This is a genomic window from Streptomyces sp. NPDC003635 (assembly GCF_053587635.1).
Genome location: NZ_JBSFOK010000009.1, coordinates 1 through 16,981 on the forward strand (window position 1 = coordinate 1; position 16,981 = coordinate 16,981).

Here is a 16,981-nt window from a genome sequence, read left to right on the forward strand (position 1 = left end):
GCTGCGACCCAGCCGGGTCGCAGCGGCCCCGTTGCCTTTGCCTCCGTGCCCGGTTCCCCGTGCCCTTCGGACGGCGTCAGCGTGCCCTCCGTCCGGGCAGGAAGGTGAAGACCGCGCCCCCCAGGAGCACCGCCGTCCCTGCCACCAGGCCCAGCGCCTTCAAAGACCCGTCGTCCTGCGCGCCCGTCTCCGCCAAGCCGCCGTCCGGGGTCGTACCGCCCGAGGACGTGGAGCCGCCGCCCGTGGACGACCCGCCGGCCGCCGCGCCGCCCTCCTGCTCGGTCGTGTCCAGCGTCAGGGAGACCTCGGTCCTCTCCGGGGTGCAGGTCGTCGTCGTGCCCAGGGCCTCGATGGTCAGCACGCCCGGGGAGAGGGTCGACTCGCCGCTCGCGCCCGGCTTGTAGGTGCCCTTGAGGTCGGGGATCTCGATCGGCTCGCCCGCCTTGATGTCCTCGGCGTTGGCCGGGCCCTCGACGTGGACCGTGCCCTGGTCGGCGCCCCCCAGGACCACCTCCATGGACGGCTTCACCGAGTCCGCGGGGATGTCGGCGGGGCTGTCCATCACCGACTTCTCGAACCGGACCGTCAGGTCGAAGCCGCCGCCGTCCTTCTTCGCGTCGATCCGCACCGGCGAGGTCGCGCTCTTGTCACCGATGGGCGTCTTGCAGGCGTAGGGGACCTGGACCTCCCTGCCGGTGAAATCGGTCCGGCCACCGCCGTCGCTCTCGGAGGGGGTCGCCGTGGGCGAGGGCGCCGGAGTCGAAGGCGCGGGGCTCGAGGGCGCCGGCGTCGAGGGCGCCGGCGTCGAGGGGTTCCCGTCCCCCGGCGTCACCTGGATCGTCGCCGCCGGCCTCACCGCCTCCGTCGGCGCGCACTTGGTGTCCGTCGACATGGCGTTGATGGCGTACGCGCCCGGCGTCAGCGTCACCTCCCCCGGCGCCGTCAGCCTCAGCGTGCCCTTCATGTCGGACAGCACCATGTCGCCGCCCTTGGGGATCGCGGGGTTCTCCCGCGGCCCCCGCATCGCGAGATCCGCGGTCTGGGCGCCGGCCGCCTTCAGTGTGCCGCTCGGCTGGACGGAGTCGGCGGGCAGGTCGATCAGGTCGGGGTTCTTGGAGGCGGCCTGGACGAACCTCCACACCACCTCGACCTCGTCGCCGACCTTCGCGGTGGCGGGCGCGGTGATCTCCACCTTCGTGGTGCCCTGGACCGGCGGCAGCCCCGAGATGCCGGGTGGGACACACTCGGTCGCGTACGACACCTCCGCCGCCTCGGCCGGCCCCACGGCCAGGCCGAGAAGCAGCACCGCCGCGGCGACCGGTATGACTCTCCTGCGCTTGCTCACGTGGGTCCTTTCCTGGTGGGAGCCGTAGGACTCGTCGGGCTGTCGTCGTGCGGTGCGGAGAGCCGACCGGCCGTCCCCGGATCCGCGTCCGGGGTGAACCACGGCAGAGTCGAGGAAACCGAGTGCCTGGCCTGTGCGCGGGGCTTCAACCCCGGCAGGCGCAGGGCGAGTCCGGGAAGGCGCGGGGCGCGCCGGCGGACGTGCGGGCGGGGCCGTACCCGGTCCACGACCGCCATGCCGGCCCGGAACAGGGCGGCCGGCACGACCAGGCAGACCAGGACCCAGAACAGGGTCACGCCCCAGGGGCGGCCCACGCCCCAGGGCTGCTCGGCCATCACCTTCCCGCCGTACTTCAGCGAGACGGTGTAGTCGCCGTGGGCCCCGGCGGCGAGTTCGACGGGCAGTTCGATCCGGGGCTTGTCGCCCGGCCGGATCGTGCCGCGCCACTGCTGTTCCTGCCACTCGGGGGCGAACACCCCGTGGCTGGTGCCCACTTGGAACAGCGGATCCTTCACCGTCGCGGTGCCGACGTTGCCGACGGTGAACACCAGGGTCCGGGCGGGCGGGGCGCCGAACCAGGTGAGCAGGCCGCCGGATCCGTCGAGGCGGGTGTCGGTGAGGACGGAGAGGCGTCCGCCGGACGCGTCCGCGGGCAGCGGTTCGACCGCGTGCCCGGCGACCTGGAAAGCGGCGTCGGCCTCGGCCCGCGCGCCCTGGACCGTGGCCACGTGCACGACACAGGGGCAGGGCACCGGCGGCTCGGCCACCGGCAGCTTCCGGCTGAACCGCCCCTCGGCGTCGGTGGTCACGGCCCGTCCGTCGGCGTTGGCACAGGAGTTGGTGCCGCCGGTCACGCCCGACGAGGGTACCGACTGCCCGCAGATCAGGATCATCAGCAGGGCGCGGGCCCGCCAGCCCTCCCCGGTCACGGTGATCGAACCACCCGTGCCCGCCTGGGACTTGGAGAGCCTCACGGTCGGCGGATCGGCGGCGCCGACGGGCGCCACCGCGAGCGCCAGGAGCAGCAGGGCGAGCAGCGCCGAGATCCGCACTTTGCCGTTCACCGCACGGCTCCCGTCAACTCGTCGTTCACAGCGAGCACTTGGCTGGTACGACGCCGGCGGCGCCGTACGAGGAACGCCGCACCGACGGCCGCGCCGCCCACCACCGGGGCCCACGGCACATGGCCCACCGAGGTCCGTGCCGTGTCGTGCGCGCCTCCCCGGGCGGTCACCGTGAGGCGGACGTCGGCCGTGTCGAGGGCGGGGCGGCCGGGCCAGGGCTCGGTGAGCTTCGCCCGGTGGCCCGGGGGGAGTTCGACCGGGAGGGTGCGGGCGGGGCGGTCCAGGAGAGGGCCGAGGAGACCTTCGGCGTGGACGGCGAGGCGCGGGACCAGGGTGGTCGTGCCGCGGTTGACGATCTCGTACGTGATGCTGTCGCCGCGCACGCGCACGTGCTCGACCGTCAGGGCGGACAACTCCGTGATCCTGACCCGCAGTCGGAGGGACACCGAGCGGGGGCCGCCCTCGGGGCCGCGGGCGACGATCCGGGCGGAGCGGTCGGCGTCCGGGACGGTGACCGCGAAGGGGACGTCGGCGCGGGTACGGGCCGGGACGCGGATCTCGGCGCGGGCGAAGGCGACCTCGGCGCCGGTGGCGAAGAGCCGGACGGTGACCGGGTCGCCGCCGCGGTTCGTCACGGACACCGTGTCCTGCAGGACCGTCCCGGGCGCGCCCTCGGCGTAGAAGGAGGGGCGCCCGCCGCCGGAGGGCGCGACGGACCAGTCCCCCGCGGCGGCCGCGGGCGGGGCGGCCGCCAGCAGGAGCAGCAGGGCAGGGACGAGGACACGGGAGGTCGGCGACATCGGCGGCTCCAACGGTCGTACGGAATCGTCAGCGGCGGACCATCCGGCGGCGCCGCCGCCTCGGCGGCGGGTCCGGCGGCGCCGCCTCTTGAGCGGCGCGCGGCCCGGTCCACCGCGCCCTCAGGCGGCATCCGGTCCCACCGCCTCCTCAGCGGCATGCGGCCCGGTCCACCGCACCCACAGACGACGCGCCATCCGGTTCCGCCGCCTCCTCAGCGGCATGCGGCCCGGTCACCCGCGCCCTCAGGCGGCCATCCGGTTCACCGCGCCGCCCTCCGGCGGCACGCCATCCGGTCCGCCGCCTCCTCAGCGGCGGGCCGTCTGGTTCCGACGCGTCAGCCACAGCGCGCCGGCCGCGCCCGCGAGCAGGACCGTGCCGCCGAGGGTGCCGAGGGCGACGGCCGAGTCCTCGGGGCCGGTCTGCGGGAGCTCCGATCCGGATCCCGAACCGGATCCCGAGCCGGACTCCGAGCCGCTCTGCGGGGCGCCGCCCCCGCCGCCGGCCGCCTTCACGTCCAGCGTGAGCGCGGGGCCCGGACCGTTGGACGGGGTGCACGTCGTCGTCGTGCCGAGCGCCTTGATGGTGAGCACGGCCGGGGTGAAGGTGACCTTGCCGGACTTCTTCGGGGTGTAGGTCCCCGTGAGGTCGTTGATCTTGATGGGGGTGTCGGCCGGGATCGCCTCCTGGTTGGCCGGACCCGTCACCGTCATGGTGCCGCTGTCGGCGCCGCCCAGCTCGATGGTGGCGCTCGGGCTCATCGCCCCCTTGCCCAGCTCGACCGGGCTGGAGGAGACGCCCTTCTGCCAGGACATGGTGATCTTGTAGCCGTCGCCGCTCTCGACACCCTTGATGTCGATGGGCGAGACGGCGCTCTTGTCACCGATCGGTGTCTTGCACTGGTAGTTGACGTCGACGACCTCGGCCCGGGCCGCGGGGGCGGCCATCAGCACCGCCGAGCCGGCCAGGGCCGCGACGGACGCGAGCGCGGTTCGTTTCCGGTACGACACGGTTCCGCTCCCTCTCGATTCCTGACGGCACATCAGATCGGGCCGTCAAGGTACGCCCGGGGCCGAGAGGAGGGAAGACACGTCGCGCGCCGGAGTTGTGACGATCCGGCGCGCACGAAAGGAGGTTCGAGTGGAGATGGTGACCCGGGGTAACCCTAGGCGGGAGCGCCGAGCTCCGCCCAGACCGTCTTGCCCGTGCCGCCAGGGGTCCGTACGACCCCCCAGTCCAGACAGAGCCGCTGCACGATGAACATGCCGTGTCCGCCGGGACGCCCCGCGCGGTGCGGGGTCCGGGGCGCGGGCTGACCGGCGCCCCGGTCGGAGATCTCCAGCCGGATCACCTTGTTGTCGCAGGTGATCCGGAGCTGGTCGGGGCCCTCCGCGTGCAGGCACGCGTTGGTCACCAGCTCGGAGACCACCAGCAGCACGTCCTCCGCCGCGGCCCGCTGGTCGGCGCCGGCCGCCGGAAGCCAGCCCCAGGCGTACAGCGCCTGGCGGGTGAAGTCGCGGGCCAGCGGCACGACGCCGCTCTCCCCGGCGAGGATCAGGGCGCGGACCTGCCGGCCCGCCGCCGGCTCGGGCCGCCCGGAGGGCTCGTCGGGCATCCCGGAAGCGCCGCTCGGCTCATGGCCGCGGTCGCCCGGCGAGTAGGGCCGGGTGGTGCTCATCAGCGCTTCACCTCACCGATTCACCAGTTCACGTTTGAAGAAGATCACTCAGTACACAGATCCGGTCGGGGGTCCGTGCCGCCGCGACAGCGGCATGCTCAGGATGACTCCTGCCCGGGCGGACCGGTGGAACACCCCCGTATTCGGCACGAATCACGTGACGTCCGGAGAATGGCGTTCCACAGGGGGCGCCGGATGCGGCACTCGGGCCGCCGGACCGGCTCAGTCGGCCTCTCCGGCCAGGGCGGACGCGAGGTTGTCATGCACGACGAAGACCGCGTCGGCCCCGGTGATCTCGAACACTCGTGCGACCACCGGCTGCATCGCGGCGAGGTGCACCGCGCCGCCCGCGGCCTCGGCCTTCAGCCGTGCGCCGAGCAGCACGTTCAGACCCGTGGAGTCACAGAAGTCCAGCCGTGCGCAGTCGACGACCAGCCGACTGAAACCCTTCTCGAGGCAGTCCTCGAGTGGCTCACGCAACAAATCGGCGGTGTGGTGATCCAACTCACCTACGGGGGTCACGACGGCACTGGAGCCCTCTTCCCGCACCTCCACCAGAAGTCGGCCAGACTGTGTGCTGCCGACTGTCCCGCGGTCCATGCCGTCTCTCACTCCTGACGTCGTGGCTGCTGACTGACGCCCACGAACACTACGCCTTCCCTTCGCCCTTCGATACCCGAACATCCACCCGCAAACGGACATTTCGCCACAGAACGCACTTGCGATGTGCTGCGAAAAACGGGTAGGGCTAGTAGAGACACGTAACCGACACGGCCGGCTTTGGAGGCGCCGCACACCGCAGTGCACGCACAGGCTTCGGCAGCCGTATTTGCCGAGAACGATGGAGGACATCATGTCACCCCGGCTCGACGCCTCGCATACCGACGAAGCGACGTCGACAACCCCCCCGGAACATCTGGCTCCCATCGAGCAGGACGACGTACTCGCCGGCCTTCCGGAGATACCGCCTTACGACGAGGTGGGCCCGGTGGACGCACGGGCCCTGTCCAAGACCCTCTTCGCGCGGCTGGAGTCGCTGGAGGAAGGGACCCACGAGTACTCGTACGTCCGCAACACGCTCGTCGAACTCAACCTCGCGCTGGTCAAGTTCGCCGCCTCGCGCTTCCGCTCGCGCAGCGAGCCCATGGAGGACATCATCCAGGTCGGCACCATCGGCCTGATCAAGGCGATCGACCGCTTCGAGCTCAGTCGCGGAGTCGAGTTCCCCACCTTCGCGATGCCCACCATCGTGGGCGAGATAAAGCGCTTCTTCCGTGACACCTCCTGGTCCGTGCGCGTGCCGCGCCGGCTCCAGGAACTCCGCCTGGACCTGGCCAAGGCGGGCGACGAACTGGCCCAGAAGCTCGACCGCGCCCCGACGGTGGCCGAGCTCGCGGAGCGCCTCGGGATCTCCAACGACGAGGTCGTCGAGGGCATGGCCGCTTCGAACGCCTACACGGCCTCCTCGCTCGACGCCCAGCCCGAGGACGACGACGCCGAGGGCGCCCTGGCCGACCGGATCGGCTACGAGGACCACGGACTCGAAGGCATCGAGTACGTCGAGTCGTTGAAGCCGCTGATCGCCGAACTCCCGCCCCGGGACCGGCAGATCCTCTCGCTCCGGTTCGTCGCCGGCATGACCCAGTCGGAGATCGGCGAGGAGCTGGGCATCTCCCAGATGCACGTCTCGCGGCTGCTCTCCCGGACGCTGGTGAGGTTGCGCAAGGGGCTGACGGTCGAGGAATGACCTGAATGCGTGTCCCACGGCCCGGTTCCCGCGAGGGAGCCGGGCCGTCCGCCTGTTTCCGCCCGCCCGCCGCTCTTTCTGTACGCCCGCTGTGAGTTACCCGCGGAAACACTTTCCCCGGCAGGTGCCGTCCATCACTATGTGCGGTCATACCCGCCGGTAGGTGCGGGCTGCGAGGAGGCAGTGGATGGTGGCGTGGCCCGACGAGACCGACGTACGGCTGACCGAGCTGATGCGGGCCGACTCCACCACCGCGTACACCGCGCTCCAGGAGCTGCGGGCCCGGCACCGGCCCGCCGTGGTGGCGTACGCCCGGCTGTGCGCCACGAGCGACTCCGTGGCCCGGCAGCTGGCGGGGCAGGTCTTCACGCTCGCGGCCCGTGAGACGGCCCGTGGCATCGACCCCGGCGGGCCCTGGCGGCACCGGCTGCTGCTGCTCACCGGGCGCCTCGCCGCGTCCTGGGCCGCCGACGAGCGCGCGGCGGGCCTGGACCCGGGGCTGCTGCTCGTGCTCAACGCGGCGGGCCCGTCAGGACCCGTGCCGCCCATGCTCGGCGCGTTCCAGTCGCTGCCCGCCCGCGCGCAGGGCGTGATCTGGTACGCCGTGGTGGAGCGCGAACCGGACGAGCGTACGGCCTCCTTCCTGGGCCTCACCCGCGAGGACGTGGCCCACGGCACGAGCGCCGCGCTCCACCAGCTCGGCCGCGCCTGTCTGCGCGCCCGCCTGGCCGCCTCCGCCGACCCCGACTGCCGCGACTTCCACCGGCTGATCGAGGAGTCGGTACGGCCGGACAGCCCGCGCGGGAGCACCGATCTGCACGCCCACATGGCCCGCTGCGCGACCTGCACGGCCGCCTACGAGGAACTCTCCGCCCTGCGCGACGACCCGCGCAGGACCCTCGGCGAGGGCCTGCTGCCGTGGGCGGGCACGGCGTACGTCCTGGACGACCCACCGGCCCTGGACGCGGCGCCCCGGACCACGGCAGGCACCGGCTGGCCGCTGTCCCGGCGGTACGCGCTGATGTCGGCCGCGCTGGGGGTGGCCTTGGCACCGCTGCTGGTCTTCCTGCTCACCCGGGGCGGCCCCACGACGGACGGCCAGGATCCGGTGAGCGCGGTGAGCAGGCCGACGAGCGCGCCGCCGGTGACCGTGACGGCGACGGTGTCGGCGACTCCCTCGACCTCGCCCTCCCCGTCGCGGACGTCGAAGTCGCCCTCCCCCACGAGGAGTTCGGCGCCGCCGTCCCGCACGCCCAGTGCGACGCCCACGCCCACGCCGACGCACCGGCCGCCGGGAGCCTCGTACGCGCGCGTGGTGAACGTCTCCAGCGGGCTGTGCCTGGACGTCCGCGACGGGGTGTTCGCGAAGGGGACCGATGTCGTCGCGGCGCCCTGCACGTCCTCGCGCACCCAGGTGTGGCGCGTCGACTCCGGGCGGGGGGTGGTCCAGTCGTCCGCCGATCCCGACTACTGCCTGGACAGCCGTGGTTCCGTGGACCGGGGCGTCGGCATATGGGAGTGCGATTCGATCTACGGGAGCAACGGCCAGAACCTGCGGTTCGCGGTCGACTCCCGGGGCGTCATCCGCCCGGGCATCGCCCCCGGCCACGCGGTGACGCCGGGCGGGGGCGGCTCGGTGGCGCTGGTCACGGAGACCGGGAGCGCCTCGCAGCGGTGGCGGGCCGGGTGATCAGACCTGGCGTACACCCTTGCGCCAGACGGCGCTGACCAGCGGCACGCCCGGCCGGTAGGCCAGGTGGACGTGGCTCGGGGCGTCGAGGAGGGTGAGGTCGGCGCGGGCGCCCGGGACGAGTCGGCCGATGTCGTCGCGGCGCAGGGCCGCCGCGCCGCCCGCCGTGGCCGACCAGACCGCCTCGTCCGGGGTCATCCCCATGTCCCGTACCGCGAGCGCGATGCAGAACGGCAGCGACGAGGTGAAGGACGAGCCCGGGTTGCAGTCGGTGGACAGGGCCACGGTGACGCCCGCGTCGAGGAGACGGCGCGCGTTCGGCCAGGCGGCACGGGTGGAGAACTCGGCGCCGGGGAGCAGGGTGGCGACGGTGTTGCCGTCGGCCAGCGCGTCGACGTCGGCGTCCGTCAGGTGGGTGCAGTGGTCGGCGCTGGCCGCGTCGAGTTCGACGGCGAGCTGGACGCCGGGGCCGTAGGAGAGCTGGTTGGCGTGGACGCGGGGGTGCAGTCCCCTGGCCTTGCCCGCGGTCAGGATCGCGCGCGCCTGGTCGCCGTCGAAGGCGCCCTTCTCGCAGAAGACGTCGATCCAACGGGCGTACGGGGCGCAGGCGTCGAGCATCTCGCCGGTGACGAGGGCGACATAGCCGGCCGGGTCGTCGGCGTAGTCCGGGGAGACGATGTGGGCGCCGAGGTAGGTGACCTCCTCGGTGTGGGCGGCGGCGATGCGCAGGGCGCGGGCCTCGTCCTCGACGGTCAGTCCGTAGCCGGACTTCGTCTCGAAGGTCGTGGTGCCCTGGCGCAGGGCCTCGGCGAGATAGCGGGTCAGGCCCGCCTCCAGCTCGGCGTCCGTGGCCGCGCGGGTCGCGGCGACGGTGGTCCGAATGCCGCCCGCGCTGTACGCCCGCCCGGACATCCGGGCGTTGAACTCCTGCGTCCGGTCCCCCGCGAAGACCAGGTGGGAGTGGGAGTCCACGAAGCCCGGGAGGACGGTCCCGCCGCCCGCGTCGACCCGGTTGTCAGTGGCGGGTGCTTTGCTTGCTTCACCGGTCCACGCGACGCGGTCGCCGTCGATGACGACGGCCGCGTCCTGGATCAGACCGAGAGGGGAGTCGTCGCCGAGGGAGGGGTCGTTGGTGACGAGCGTGGCGATGTTGGTGATGACGGTGCTGCTCATGGCGTCCTCGTGGGTGGTCGTCAGGCGCGGAGGGCCTCGACGGCCCGCGCCAGGGCCTGCGGCACATCGGGTACGAGCGTGTGGGCCCCGTCGCGTACGACGTGCCGGCCTGCGACGATCGTGTGCCGTACGTCCGCTGCCGTCGCGGCGAATACGGCTGTCTCGGCGCCGAGCCTGGGCAGCGGCCCCGCCGTTCTGACCGAGTCGAGCGCGATCGTCGTCAGGTCGGCGAGCGCGCCGGGCTCGAGGGTGCCCGCCTGGTCCCAGCCGAGGGCCGCGTGGCCGTCGGCGGAGGCGGCCCGGAGCAGGGCGGCGGCGGTCCAGTGGCCGCGGGTGCGGGTGCGCAGGCGCTCGTTGAGCTCCATCGCGCGGGCCTCTTCGAGCAGGTCGATGACGGCGTGGCTGTCGGAGCCGAGGGAGAGCGGGGAGCCCTGCCGCTGGAGGGCGACCGCGGGTCCGATGCCGTCCGCGAGGTCCCGTTCCGTCGTCGGGCACATGCAGGTGCCGGTGCCGCTGTTGCCGATCAGGGCGATGTCCTGGTCGGTGAGGTGGGTGTTGTGGACGCCGGTGGTGCGGGGGCCGAGGACCCCGTGGTCGGCGAGCAGCTGGGTGGGCGTGCAGCCGTGGGCCGTGCGGCAGGCGTCGTTCTCGGCGGTCTGCTCCGACAGGTGCACATGCAGCGGGGCCCGCCGTTCCTCGGCCCAGCGGGCCACGGTCGCCAACTGGTCGGCGGGCACGGCCCGTACGGAGTGGACGGCCGCTCCGATCCGCGCGTGATCCCGTTCCTTGAGAACTGAACAGCGTTCGGCCCAGGCTTCGGCGGTTCGGTCGGAGAAGCGGAGCTGGTGGGTGTTGGGCGCCTGTCCGAAGCCGGAGGAGAGGTAGGCGGTGTCGAGGAGGGTGATCCGGATCCCGGCGTCGGCGGCGGCCGCGATCAGGGCCTCGCCCATGGCGTTGGGGTCGGAGTAGGGGGTGCCGCCGGGGGCGTGGTGCAGGTAGTGGAACTCGCCGACGGCGGTGATGCCGGCGAGCGCCATCTCGGCGTACACGGCCCGCGCGAGGGCGTGGTAGGTCTCGGGGGTCAGCCGGTCCGCCGTGGCGTACATGACCTCGCGCCAGGTCCAGAAGGTGCCGCTGCCGACCTGGACGGTGCCGCGCAGGGCGCGGTGGAAGGCGTGGCTGTGGGCGTTGGCGAGCCCGGGGAGGGTGAGACCGCGCAGGATCTCGGCGCCGGGGGGCGGCTTCTCGGTGTCGGTGCGGACGGCGGTGACGCGGCCGTCCGCGATGTCCACGGTCACGCCCGGCTCGACGTGGGTGTCGAGCCAGGCGTGCTCCAGCCAGTACGTCTGCGTCACGTGCAGGCCAGTCCTTCCAGTACGTCGGCGAGGGCGAGGACTCCGGCCACGCAGTCGTCCTCGGCGGCGAACTCGGCCGGGGAGTGCGAGACGCCGGTGGGGTTGCGCACGAACAGCATGGCGGTCGGGATCGTCCCGGACAGGATTCCGGCGTCGTGTCCGGCGCCGGTGCCGAGGACGGGGACGGTCAGGCCGGTGTCCGTGCCGAGGATGCGGGCCAGTTCGTCGCGCAGGGCGTGGTCGAACTCGACGACCGGGGTGAAGGACTCCCGGACGACGTCGAGGTCGATGCCGTGCGCCGCCGCGTAACTCTCGGCGGCCTTGCGGACGCCGCCGACCACCTGGTCGAGGGTGGCCTGGTCCTCGGCGCGGGAGTCGAGCCAGCCGCGGACGAGGGAGGGGACGGCGTTGACGCCGTTCGGCTCGACGGAGATCTTGCCGAAGGTGGCGACGGCACCGGCGAGTTCGGCCTCCCGGCGGGCGGCGAGCACGGTCTCGGCGTACGACAGCATCGGGTCGCGGCGGTCCACGAGCCGGGTGGTCCCGGCGTGGTTGGCCTCGCCCCGGAAGTCGAACCGCCACCGGCCGTGCGGCCAGATCGCGCTGGCGATGCCGACCCGGTCGCCGGAGAGGTCCAGCGCGCGGCCCTGCTCGACGTGCAGTTCGACGAAGGCGCCGATCCGGGACAGCCGCTCCGGGTCGGGCCCGATGGCGTCGGGGTCGTACCCGGCGGCCTCCATGGCCCGGGGCAGGCTGACCCCGGCGCCGTCGGTCAGTGCGCGGGCGTTCTCGACGGTGAGCTGTCCCGCGGTGAGCCGCGACCCGACGCAGGCGAGTCCGAACCGGGCGCCCTCCTCGTCACCGAAGTTGACCAGGGCGAGGGGCTTGGTGAACCGCGCGTTCCTGCCGCGCAGTTCGTCCAGGGCGGCGAAGGAGGACACGACGCCGAGGGGGCCGTCGAAGGCGCCGCCGTCGGGTACGGAGTCGAGGTGCGAGCCGGTGACCACGGCGTCCCCGGCGGCGGGGTCCCCGAGCCAGGCCCACTGGTTGCCGTTCCGGTCGACCTCATAGGTCAGCCCGCGCGCCTCGGCCTGTGCCCTGAACCAGGCCCGGCACTCGGCGTCGGCCCCGGTCCAGGCGAACCGCCGATAGCCGTGCGAGTCGGGGTGCCGACCGATGGGGAGCAGCTCGCGCCACATGGAGTGGAAGGAGTCGCCACCGCCCGCCGGACCGGCACCCGCACCCGCACCCGCACCCGCACCCGGCGAAGAGGCCTCAGCTCCCACCGGAGAGTTGCCGTGCCCGCCTTCGTCCTGGGTCACGCGTCGTCACCCTCACGCATCGGCACCCGCACGCCCTTGTCGTCCGCCACGGACTCGGCGATGTCGTAGCCCGCGTCCACGTGCCGGATGAGGCCCATGCCCGGGTCGTTCGTCAGCACGCGCCGGATCTTCTCGCCGCCCAGCTTCGTGCCGTCCGCCACCGTCACCTGCCCGGCGTGGATGGACCGCCCCATGCCGACACCGCCTCCGTGGTGGAGGGAGACCCAGGACGCGCCGGAGGCCACGTTGACCATGGCGTTCAGCAGCGGCCAGTCCGCGATCGCGTCGGAGCCGTCGAGCATGGCCTCCGTCTCGCGGTAGGGGGAGGCGACGGAACCGCAGTCGAGGTGGTCGCGGCCGATGGCGAGCGGCGCCGCCAGCTCACCGGAGGCGACCATGTCGTTGAACCGCTCGCCGGCCTTGTCCCGCTCGCCGTATCCGAGCCAGCAGATCCGCGCGGGCAGACCCTGGAAGTGGACCCGCTCGCCCGCCATCCTGATCCAGCGGTGCAGGGACTCGTTCTCCGGGAAGAGCTCCAGGATCGCCTTGTCGGTCTTGGCGATGTCCGAGGCCTCGCCCGACAGGGCCGCCCACCGGAAGGGGCCCTTGCCCTCGCAGAACAGCGGGCGGATGTAGGCGGGGACGAAGCCGGGGAAGGCGAACGCCCGGTCGTACCCGGCGAGCTGCGCCTCGCCGCGGATGGAGTTGCCGTAGTCGAAGACCTCGGTGCCGGCGTCCATGAAGCCGACCATCGCCTCGACGTGCCGCGCCATGGACTCCCGCGCGCGGGTGGTGAAGCCGGCCGGGTCCTTCGCCGCGTAGGAGGCCATGTCGTCGAAGTCGACGCCGACGGGCAGGTACGACAGCGGGTCGTGGGCCGAGGTCTGGTCGGTGACGATGTCGATGGGGGCGCCCTCGGCGAGCATCCGCGGCAGCAGCTCCGCCGCGTTGCCGAGCAGGCCGATGGAGAGCGGGCGGCGGGCGTCCCGGGCCTCGACGGCGAGCTGGAGGGCGTGCTCCAGGGAGTCGGCGCGGACGTCCAGGTAACGGTGCTCGATGCGGCGCTCGATGGCGCGCGGGTCGCAGTCGACGCAGATCGCGACTCCGTCGTTCATGGTGACGGCGAGCGGCTGGGCGCCGCCCATGCCACCGAGGCCCGCGGTCAGGGTGATCGTGCCCGCGAGGGTGCCGCCGAACTTCTTCGCGGCGACCGCGGCAAAGGTCTCGTAGGTGCCCTGGAGGATGCCCTGGGTGCCGATGTAGATCCAGGAGCCGGCCGTCATCTGGCCGTACATGGTCAGGCCGAGCTGCTCCAGGCGGCGGAACTCCTCCCAGTTGGCCCAGTCGCCGACGAGGTTGGAGTTGGCGATGAGGACGCGCGGGGCCCACTCGTGGGTCTGCATGACGCCGACCGGGCGACCGGACTGGACGAGCATGGTCTCGTCCTGCTTCAGGGTCCGCAGCGTGCGGACCATCGCGTCGAAGGAGCGCCAGTCCCGGGCGGCCTTGCCGGTGCCGCCGTAGACGACGAGCTTGTCGGGGTGCTCGGCGACCTCGGGGTCCAGGTTGTTCTGCAGCATCCGCAGGGCGGCCTCCTGCTGCCATCCCAGGGCGCTCAGTTCCGTACCGCGCGGCGCTCGTACGGGGCGGGGTCCTGACATGGTCTGCCTCCTAGCGGATTGTTGCTGCCGTTATTCACATCCTGGCGTTCTGAATAGAGCTAGTCAATACGCTCGTGCGCCAGCGCGGCCGCGCCGCGGATGTTTGTCTGGATACGTGGTCCCGGGGCAGGTGGCCCCGGGGAACGACACGACGGGGGCCGCGGTGGACAGGGTCAGGGACGGCGGGACGGGCGAGCGCGAGCACGGGGCGCGCCGGGACGAGGCGGTGCGGGCCGCCGTGGAGCAGGGCCTGGTGAGCCCGGACTCCCCCATCGTGGGGCTGCTCGACGTCACCGGCATCCGGGAGTCGGCGGCGGCCCTGCGATCGGCGTTCGACGCGGTCACCGCGCCCGGCACTCCGGTGCTCCACGCCTTCGCGGTCAAGGCGACCCCGCTGGTGCCGGTGCTGCGGCTGCTGCACGAGGCGGGGATCGGCGCGGAGGTCGCGAGCCCGGGCGAGCTGGCGCTGGCGCGGGCGGCGGGGCTGCCGCCGGAGCGTACGGTCCTGGACTCGCCCGCGAAGACGCCCGCCGAACTGCGCGAGGCGCTGGCCCTCGGGATCGCCGTCAACGCGGACAACCCGCAGGAGCTGGACCGGATCGACGCCCTGATGAGGTCGGCCCCGAGCCGCTCCCCGCTCGGCATCCGGGTCAATCCGCAGGTGGGCGCCGGTGCCATCGAGGCCCTGTCGACGGCGACGGCGACCTCGAAGTTCGGGGTGGCGCTGCGCGACGAGGGGGCGCGGGAGTGGGTCGTGCGGGCGTACCTGGACCGGCCGTGGCTGACCCGGCTGCACGCGCACACCGGCTCCCAGGGCGTCCCACTGTCCCTGATGGCGCGGGGGGTCGCGGAGACGTACGCGCTCGCGGAGGAGATCAACGCCCGGGCCGGGCGGCGCCGGATCGACACGATCGACATAGGCGGCGGGCTGCCGGTGAACTTCTCCTCGGACGCCATGACCCCGACGTACGCGCAGTACGCACGATTGCTGAGCGAGGCGGTACCGGGCCTGTTCGACGGCCGGTACGGCCTGGTGACCGAGTTCGGGCGCTCGCTGCTGGCCAAGCACGGGACCGTGCTGGCACGGGTGGAGTACGCCAAGAGCGCGGGCGGGCGGCCGGTGGCGGTGACGCACGCGGGCGTCCAGGTGGCGACGCGCACCGTGTACGCCCCGGGGGCCTGGCCACTGCGGATCGCCGCGTACGACCCGAAGGGCCGGCCGAAAACGGGCGCCTCGGTGGTGCAGGACGTGGCGGGGCCCGCCTGTTTCGCCGGGGACCTGCTGGCCGAGGGGCGGGCGCTGCCCCTGCTGGAGCAGGGGGACCTGGTGGCGGCGCTGGACACGGGCGCGTACTACTTCGCGCACCACTACGCCTACAACTCCCTGGCCCGGCCCGGCATCTACGGCTTCGCGCCCGGCACGTCCGGGGGTGTCGCCTTCGCGACGGTGCGGGAGCCGCAGAGCCTGGACGCGATCGTGGCCGAATCCGGAGGGGCTCACGCTTCCGCGCTCACCACCCTCCGGGCGCCCGAGCGCCCTTGACGCACTCCGGCGGCCCCGCGGTTGATCGGAGTCAACGGGCCCCGGCAACGTGGTCAGTTGACCCACTTTAGCCATTCGCCGCATGTTCCACCGGAAAATGCCAGATCCCTCACCCGCCGCCCACACGTTGCGTAGTTTCGGCGTTACTCAGCCGAACCCCGAGGCGGGAGGGGAAGCACGGTGCCCGGAATCGACGAGTGTCTGCTGGAGGCCATGCGGCTGCCCGGAGCCAGGGGCGCCGCGCTGGTCGACTGGACCAGCGGGCTGGCCCTGGGCACGGTCGGCGAGTCCCCGGGCGGCGATCCGGAGGCGAGCGCGGCGGAGGCCGCGGAGCTGGCCCGGCTGGCCGCGGAGCACCGGGCGTTCGCGCCCGGCGACGAGGGCGTCGGCGCGGAGGAGCTGCCGGTCGAGGACCTGATCCTCAGCAACCGGGACAGCTATCACGTGCTGCGCTTCGTGTGGACGTCGTTCGACAGCAGCGTGTTCCTGCATCTGTGGCTGGGCCGCGAGGAGGGCAATCTCGCGCTGGCCCGGATCCGGCTCGGCGAGCTGGCCGGACGGCTGGTGCTGGGATGACCGCGCTGCGGGCCACCCCGGCCGGACTGCCGCGACTGCCGGTGCGCGACCGGAGCACGGCCGGGGAGCGGGTGACGCGCGGTCTGTCGCCGATGCTGAGCCGGCTCGCCGCCGAGCGGGCCACCGGCGTGCTCCAGCGCGAGCGGGGCGCGCTGTACCTGGCCGAGGGCCGCGTGGTGCACGCCGAGAGCCCGGCAGCCCCCGGCCTGGACGTCCTGCTCACCGCGCACGGCACCCTCTCCACCGCCGCCTGGCAGGACGCCGTCGAACGGGCCGACGACCGGCTGGGCGCCGCCCGCCTCCTCGTCGACAGCGGCCGCCTCGCCTCCGGCACCCTGGAGCTGTGCCACCTCGGCGCCCTCTACGACGCCGCCTACTTCGCGCTCGCGCCCAGCAGCACCCCCGGCCGCTTCCGCTACGGCACCGGGCACTGGCTCGGGCCCGTGCACCCGGTGCCGGTGGCCGCGGTGGAGCGCGAGACACTGCGCCGCCGCGACCTGCTGGACCGCATCTGGCCCGACCCCGGCACCGACAGCGCGCCCCTGGCCCGCGCCGACCCACCCCGGCTCCCGGTGCTCACCGCCCGGCAGCGCGCGGTCGTCGCCCTGCTGGACGGCGTCCGCACGGCGACGGACATAGCGCGGGCCCTGGGCCGCCCGGCCTTCCACACCCTGGTGGACATACGGCGCCTCGCGGCGGCGGGAGTCCTGGCCCCGCGTGCTCCGGAGCACGGCCCCGACCCCACGCCCGCCGGCCCCGACCCCCTGAGGGGGGACCCGGCCGCCTGGCCCGGGGATCCGGACGGACACCCGAACCCGGAGCACCCCGAGCACTCCGGGCGGGACCTGGACCCGGGCCCGACCCGGGCCGGACTCCCGAGCCGCGCCCGGCCCCCGGTCCCGCCGTCCACCCGGCCCGAGCCCCCACCCTGGTCCCCGAACCGGCCCGCCCCCACGGAGCGGCTCGCGCCCGACGACCCCGACGTCGCCCTGCTGAAGAGAGTCCGGGATGCGCTGGAGGCCCTTTGAC

15 protein-coding genes are annotated in these 16,981 nt (G+C 73.5%); 5 read left to right on the plus strand and 10 right to left on the minus strand.

The window, feature by feature from the left end:
• Positions 1–76: 76 nt before the first annotated feature.
• The 6 genes from ACWDRW_RS11200 to ACWDRW_RS11225 form a co-directional block, all read right to left on the minus strand.
• Positions 77–1,345: a hypothetical protein gene (locus ACWDRW_RS11200; protein ID WP_451722148.1), complete on the minus strand. Its 1,269-nt coding sequence runs from the start codon at positions 1,343–1,345 to the stop codon at positions 77–79.
• Positions 1,342–2,409 carry a hypothetical protein gene (locus tag ACWDRW_RS11205; RefSeq protein ID WP_451722149.1) on the minus strand — a complete coding sequence of 356 codons (1,068 nt, stop codon included), beginning with the start codon at positions 2,407–2,409 and terminating at the stop codon, positions 1,342–1,344. Before ACWDRW_RS11205 ends, ACWDRW_RS11200 begins: the two co-directional genes overlap by 4 nt.
• The gene (locus ACWDRW_RS11210) at positions 2,406–3,209 is read right to left on the minus strand and encodes a hypothetical protein (protein WP_451722150.1); all 804 of its coding nucleotides are present in this window, start codon (positions 3,207–3,209) and stop codon (positions 2,406–2,408) included. The genes ACWDRW_RS11205 and ACWDRW_RS11210 overlap by 4 nt, the downstream gene beginning before the upstream one ends.
• Before the next feature lie 306 nt (positions 3,210–3,515).
• Positions 3,516–4,217 (minus strand): LPXTG cell wall anchor domain-containing protein, encoded by a 702-nt coding sequence (locus ACWDRW_RS11215; RefSeq protein ID WP_451722151.1) that lies wholly within the window; start codon positions 4,215–4,217, stop codon positions 3,516–3,518.
• Positions 4,218–4,372: 155 nt separating this feature from the next.
• The gene (locus ACWDRW_RS11220) at positions 4,373–4,885 is read right to left on the minus strand and encodes an ATP-binding protein (RefSeq protein ID WP_451722152.1); all 513 of its coding nucleotides are present in this window, start codon (positions 4,883–4,885) and stop codon (positions 4,373–4,375) included.
• Between the two features lie 222 nt (positions 4,886–5,107).
• Positions 5,108–5,485 carry an STAS domain-containing protein gene (locus tag ACWDRW_RS11225; protein WP_451722401.1) on the minus strand — a complete coding sequence of 126 codons (378 nt, stop codon included), beginning with the start codon at positions 5,483–5,485 and terminating at the stop codon, positions 5,108–5,110.
• A 253-nt stretch (positions 5,486–5,738) separates the two neighbouring features.
• Between ACWDRW_RS11225 and ACWDRW_RS11230 the strand changes: the two genes are divergently transcribed.
• Positions 5,739–6,632 carry an RNA polymerase sigma factor SigF gene (locus ACWDRW_RS11230; protein ID WP_451722154.1) on the plus strand — a complete coding sequence of 298 codons (894 nt, stop codon included), beginning with the start codon at positions 5,739–5,741 and terminating at the stop codon, positions 6,630–6,632.
• 187 nt (positions 6,633–6,819) lie between these two features.
• Complete coding sequence (locus ACWDRW_RS11235) at positions 6,820–8,322, plus strand: ricin-type beta-trefoil lectin domain protein (RefSeq protein ID WP_451722156.1); 1,503 nt, start codon at positions 6,820–6,822, stop codon at positions 8,320–8,322.
• On the opposite strand, the gene hutI is transcribed toward ACWDRW_RS11235, so the two are convergent.
• From hutI to hutU, 4 genes are all read right to left on the minus strand, one after another.
• A complete protein-coding gene (gene hutI, locus ACWDRW_RS11240; RefSeq protein WP_451722158.1) occupies positions 8,323–9,495 on the minus strand; it encodes an imidazolonepropionase in 1,173 nt (390 codons plus the stop codon).
• Positions 9,496–9,515: 20 nt separating this feature from the next.
• A complete protein-coding gene (locus ACWDRW_RS11245; RefSeq protein WP_451722160.1) occupies positions 9,516–10,850 on the minus strand; it encodes a formimidoylglutamate deiminase in 1,335 nt (444 codons plus the stop codon).
• Positions 10,847–12,049 carry an allantoate amidohydrolase gene (locus tag ACWDRW_RS11250; RefSeq protein WP_451722402.1) on the minus strand — a complete coding sequence of 401 codons (1,203 nt, stop codon included), beginning with the start codon at positions 12,047–12,049 and terminating at the stop codon, positions 10,847–10,849. Before ACWDRW_RS11250 ends, ACWDRW_RS11245 begins: the two co-directional genes overlap by 4 nt.
• Before the next feature lie 119 nt (positions 12,050–12,168).
• Positions 12,169–13,833: a urocanate hydratase gene (gene hutU, locus ACWDRW_RS11255; protein WP_451722161.1), complete on the minus strand. Its 1,665-nt coding sequence runs from the start codon at positions 13,831–13,833 to the stop codon at positions 12,169–12,171.
• A 163-nt stretch (positions 13,834–13,996) separates the two neighbouring features.
• Between hutU and ACWDRW_RS11260 the strand changes: the two genes are divergently transcribed.
• From ACWDRW_RS11260 to ACWDRW_RS11270, 3 genes are all read left to right on the plus strand, one after another.
• On the plus strand, positions 13,997–15,376 hold the full coding sequence (locus tag ACWDRW_RS11260; RefSeq protein ID WP_451722163.1) for a diaminopimelate decarboxylase: 1,380 nt from the start codon (positions 13,997–13,999) through the stop codon (positions 15,374–15,376).
• A gap of 180 nt (positions 15,377–15,556) precedes the next feature.
• The gene (locus tag ACWDRW_RS11265; protein WP_451722165.1) at positions 15,557–15,952 is read left to right on the plus strand and encodes a hypothetical protein; all 396 of its coding nucleotides are present in this window, start codon (positions 15,557–15,559) and stop codon (positions 15,950–15,952) included.
• A complete protein-coding gene (locus ACWDRW_RS11270) occupies positions 15,949–16,980 on the plus strand; it encodes a transcriptional regulator (protein WP_451722167.1) in 1,032 nt (343 codons plus the stop codon). The genes ACWDRW_RS11265 and ACWDRW_RS11270 overlap by 4 nt, the downstream gene beginning before the upstream one ends.
• Position 16,981 lies beyond the last annotated feature (1 nt).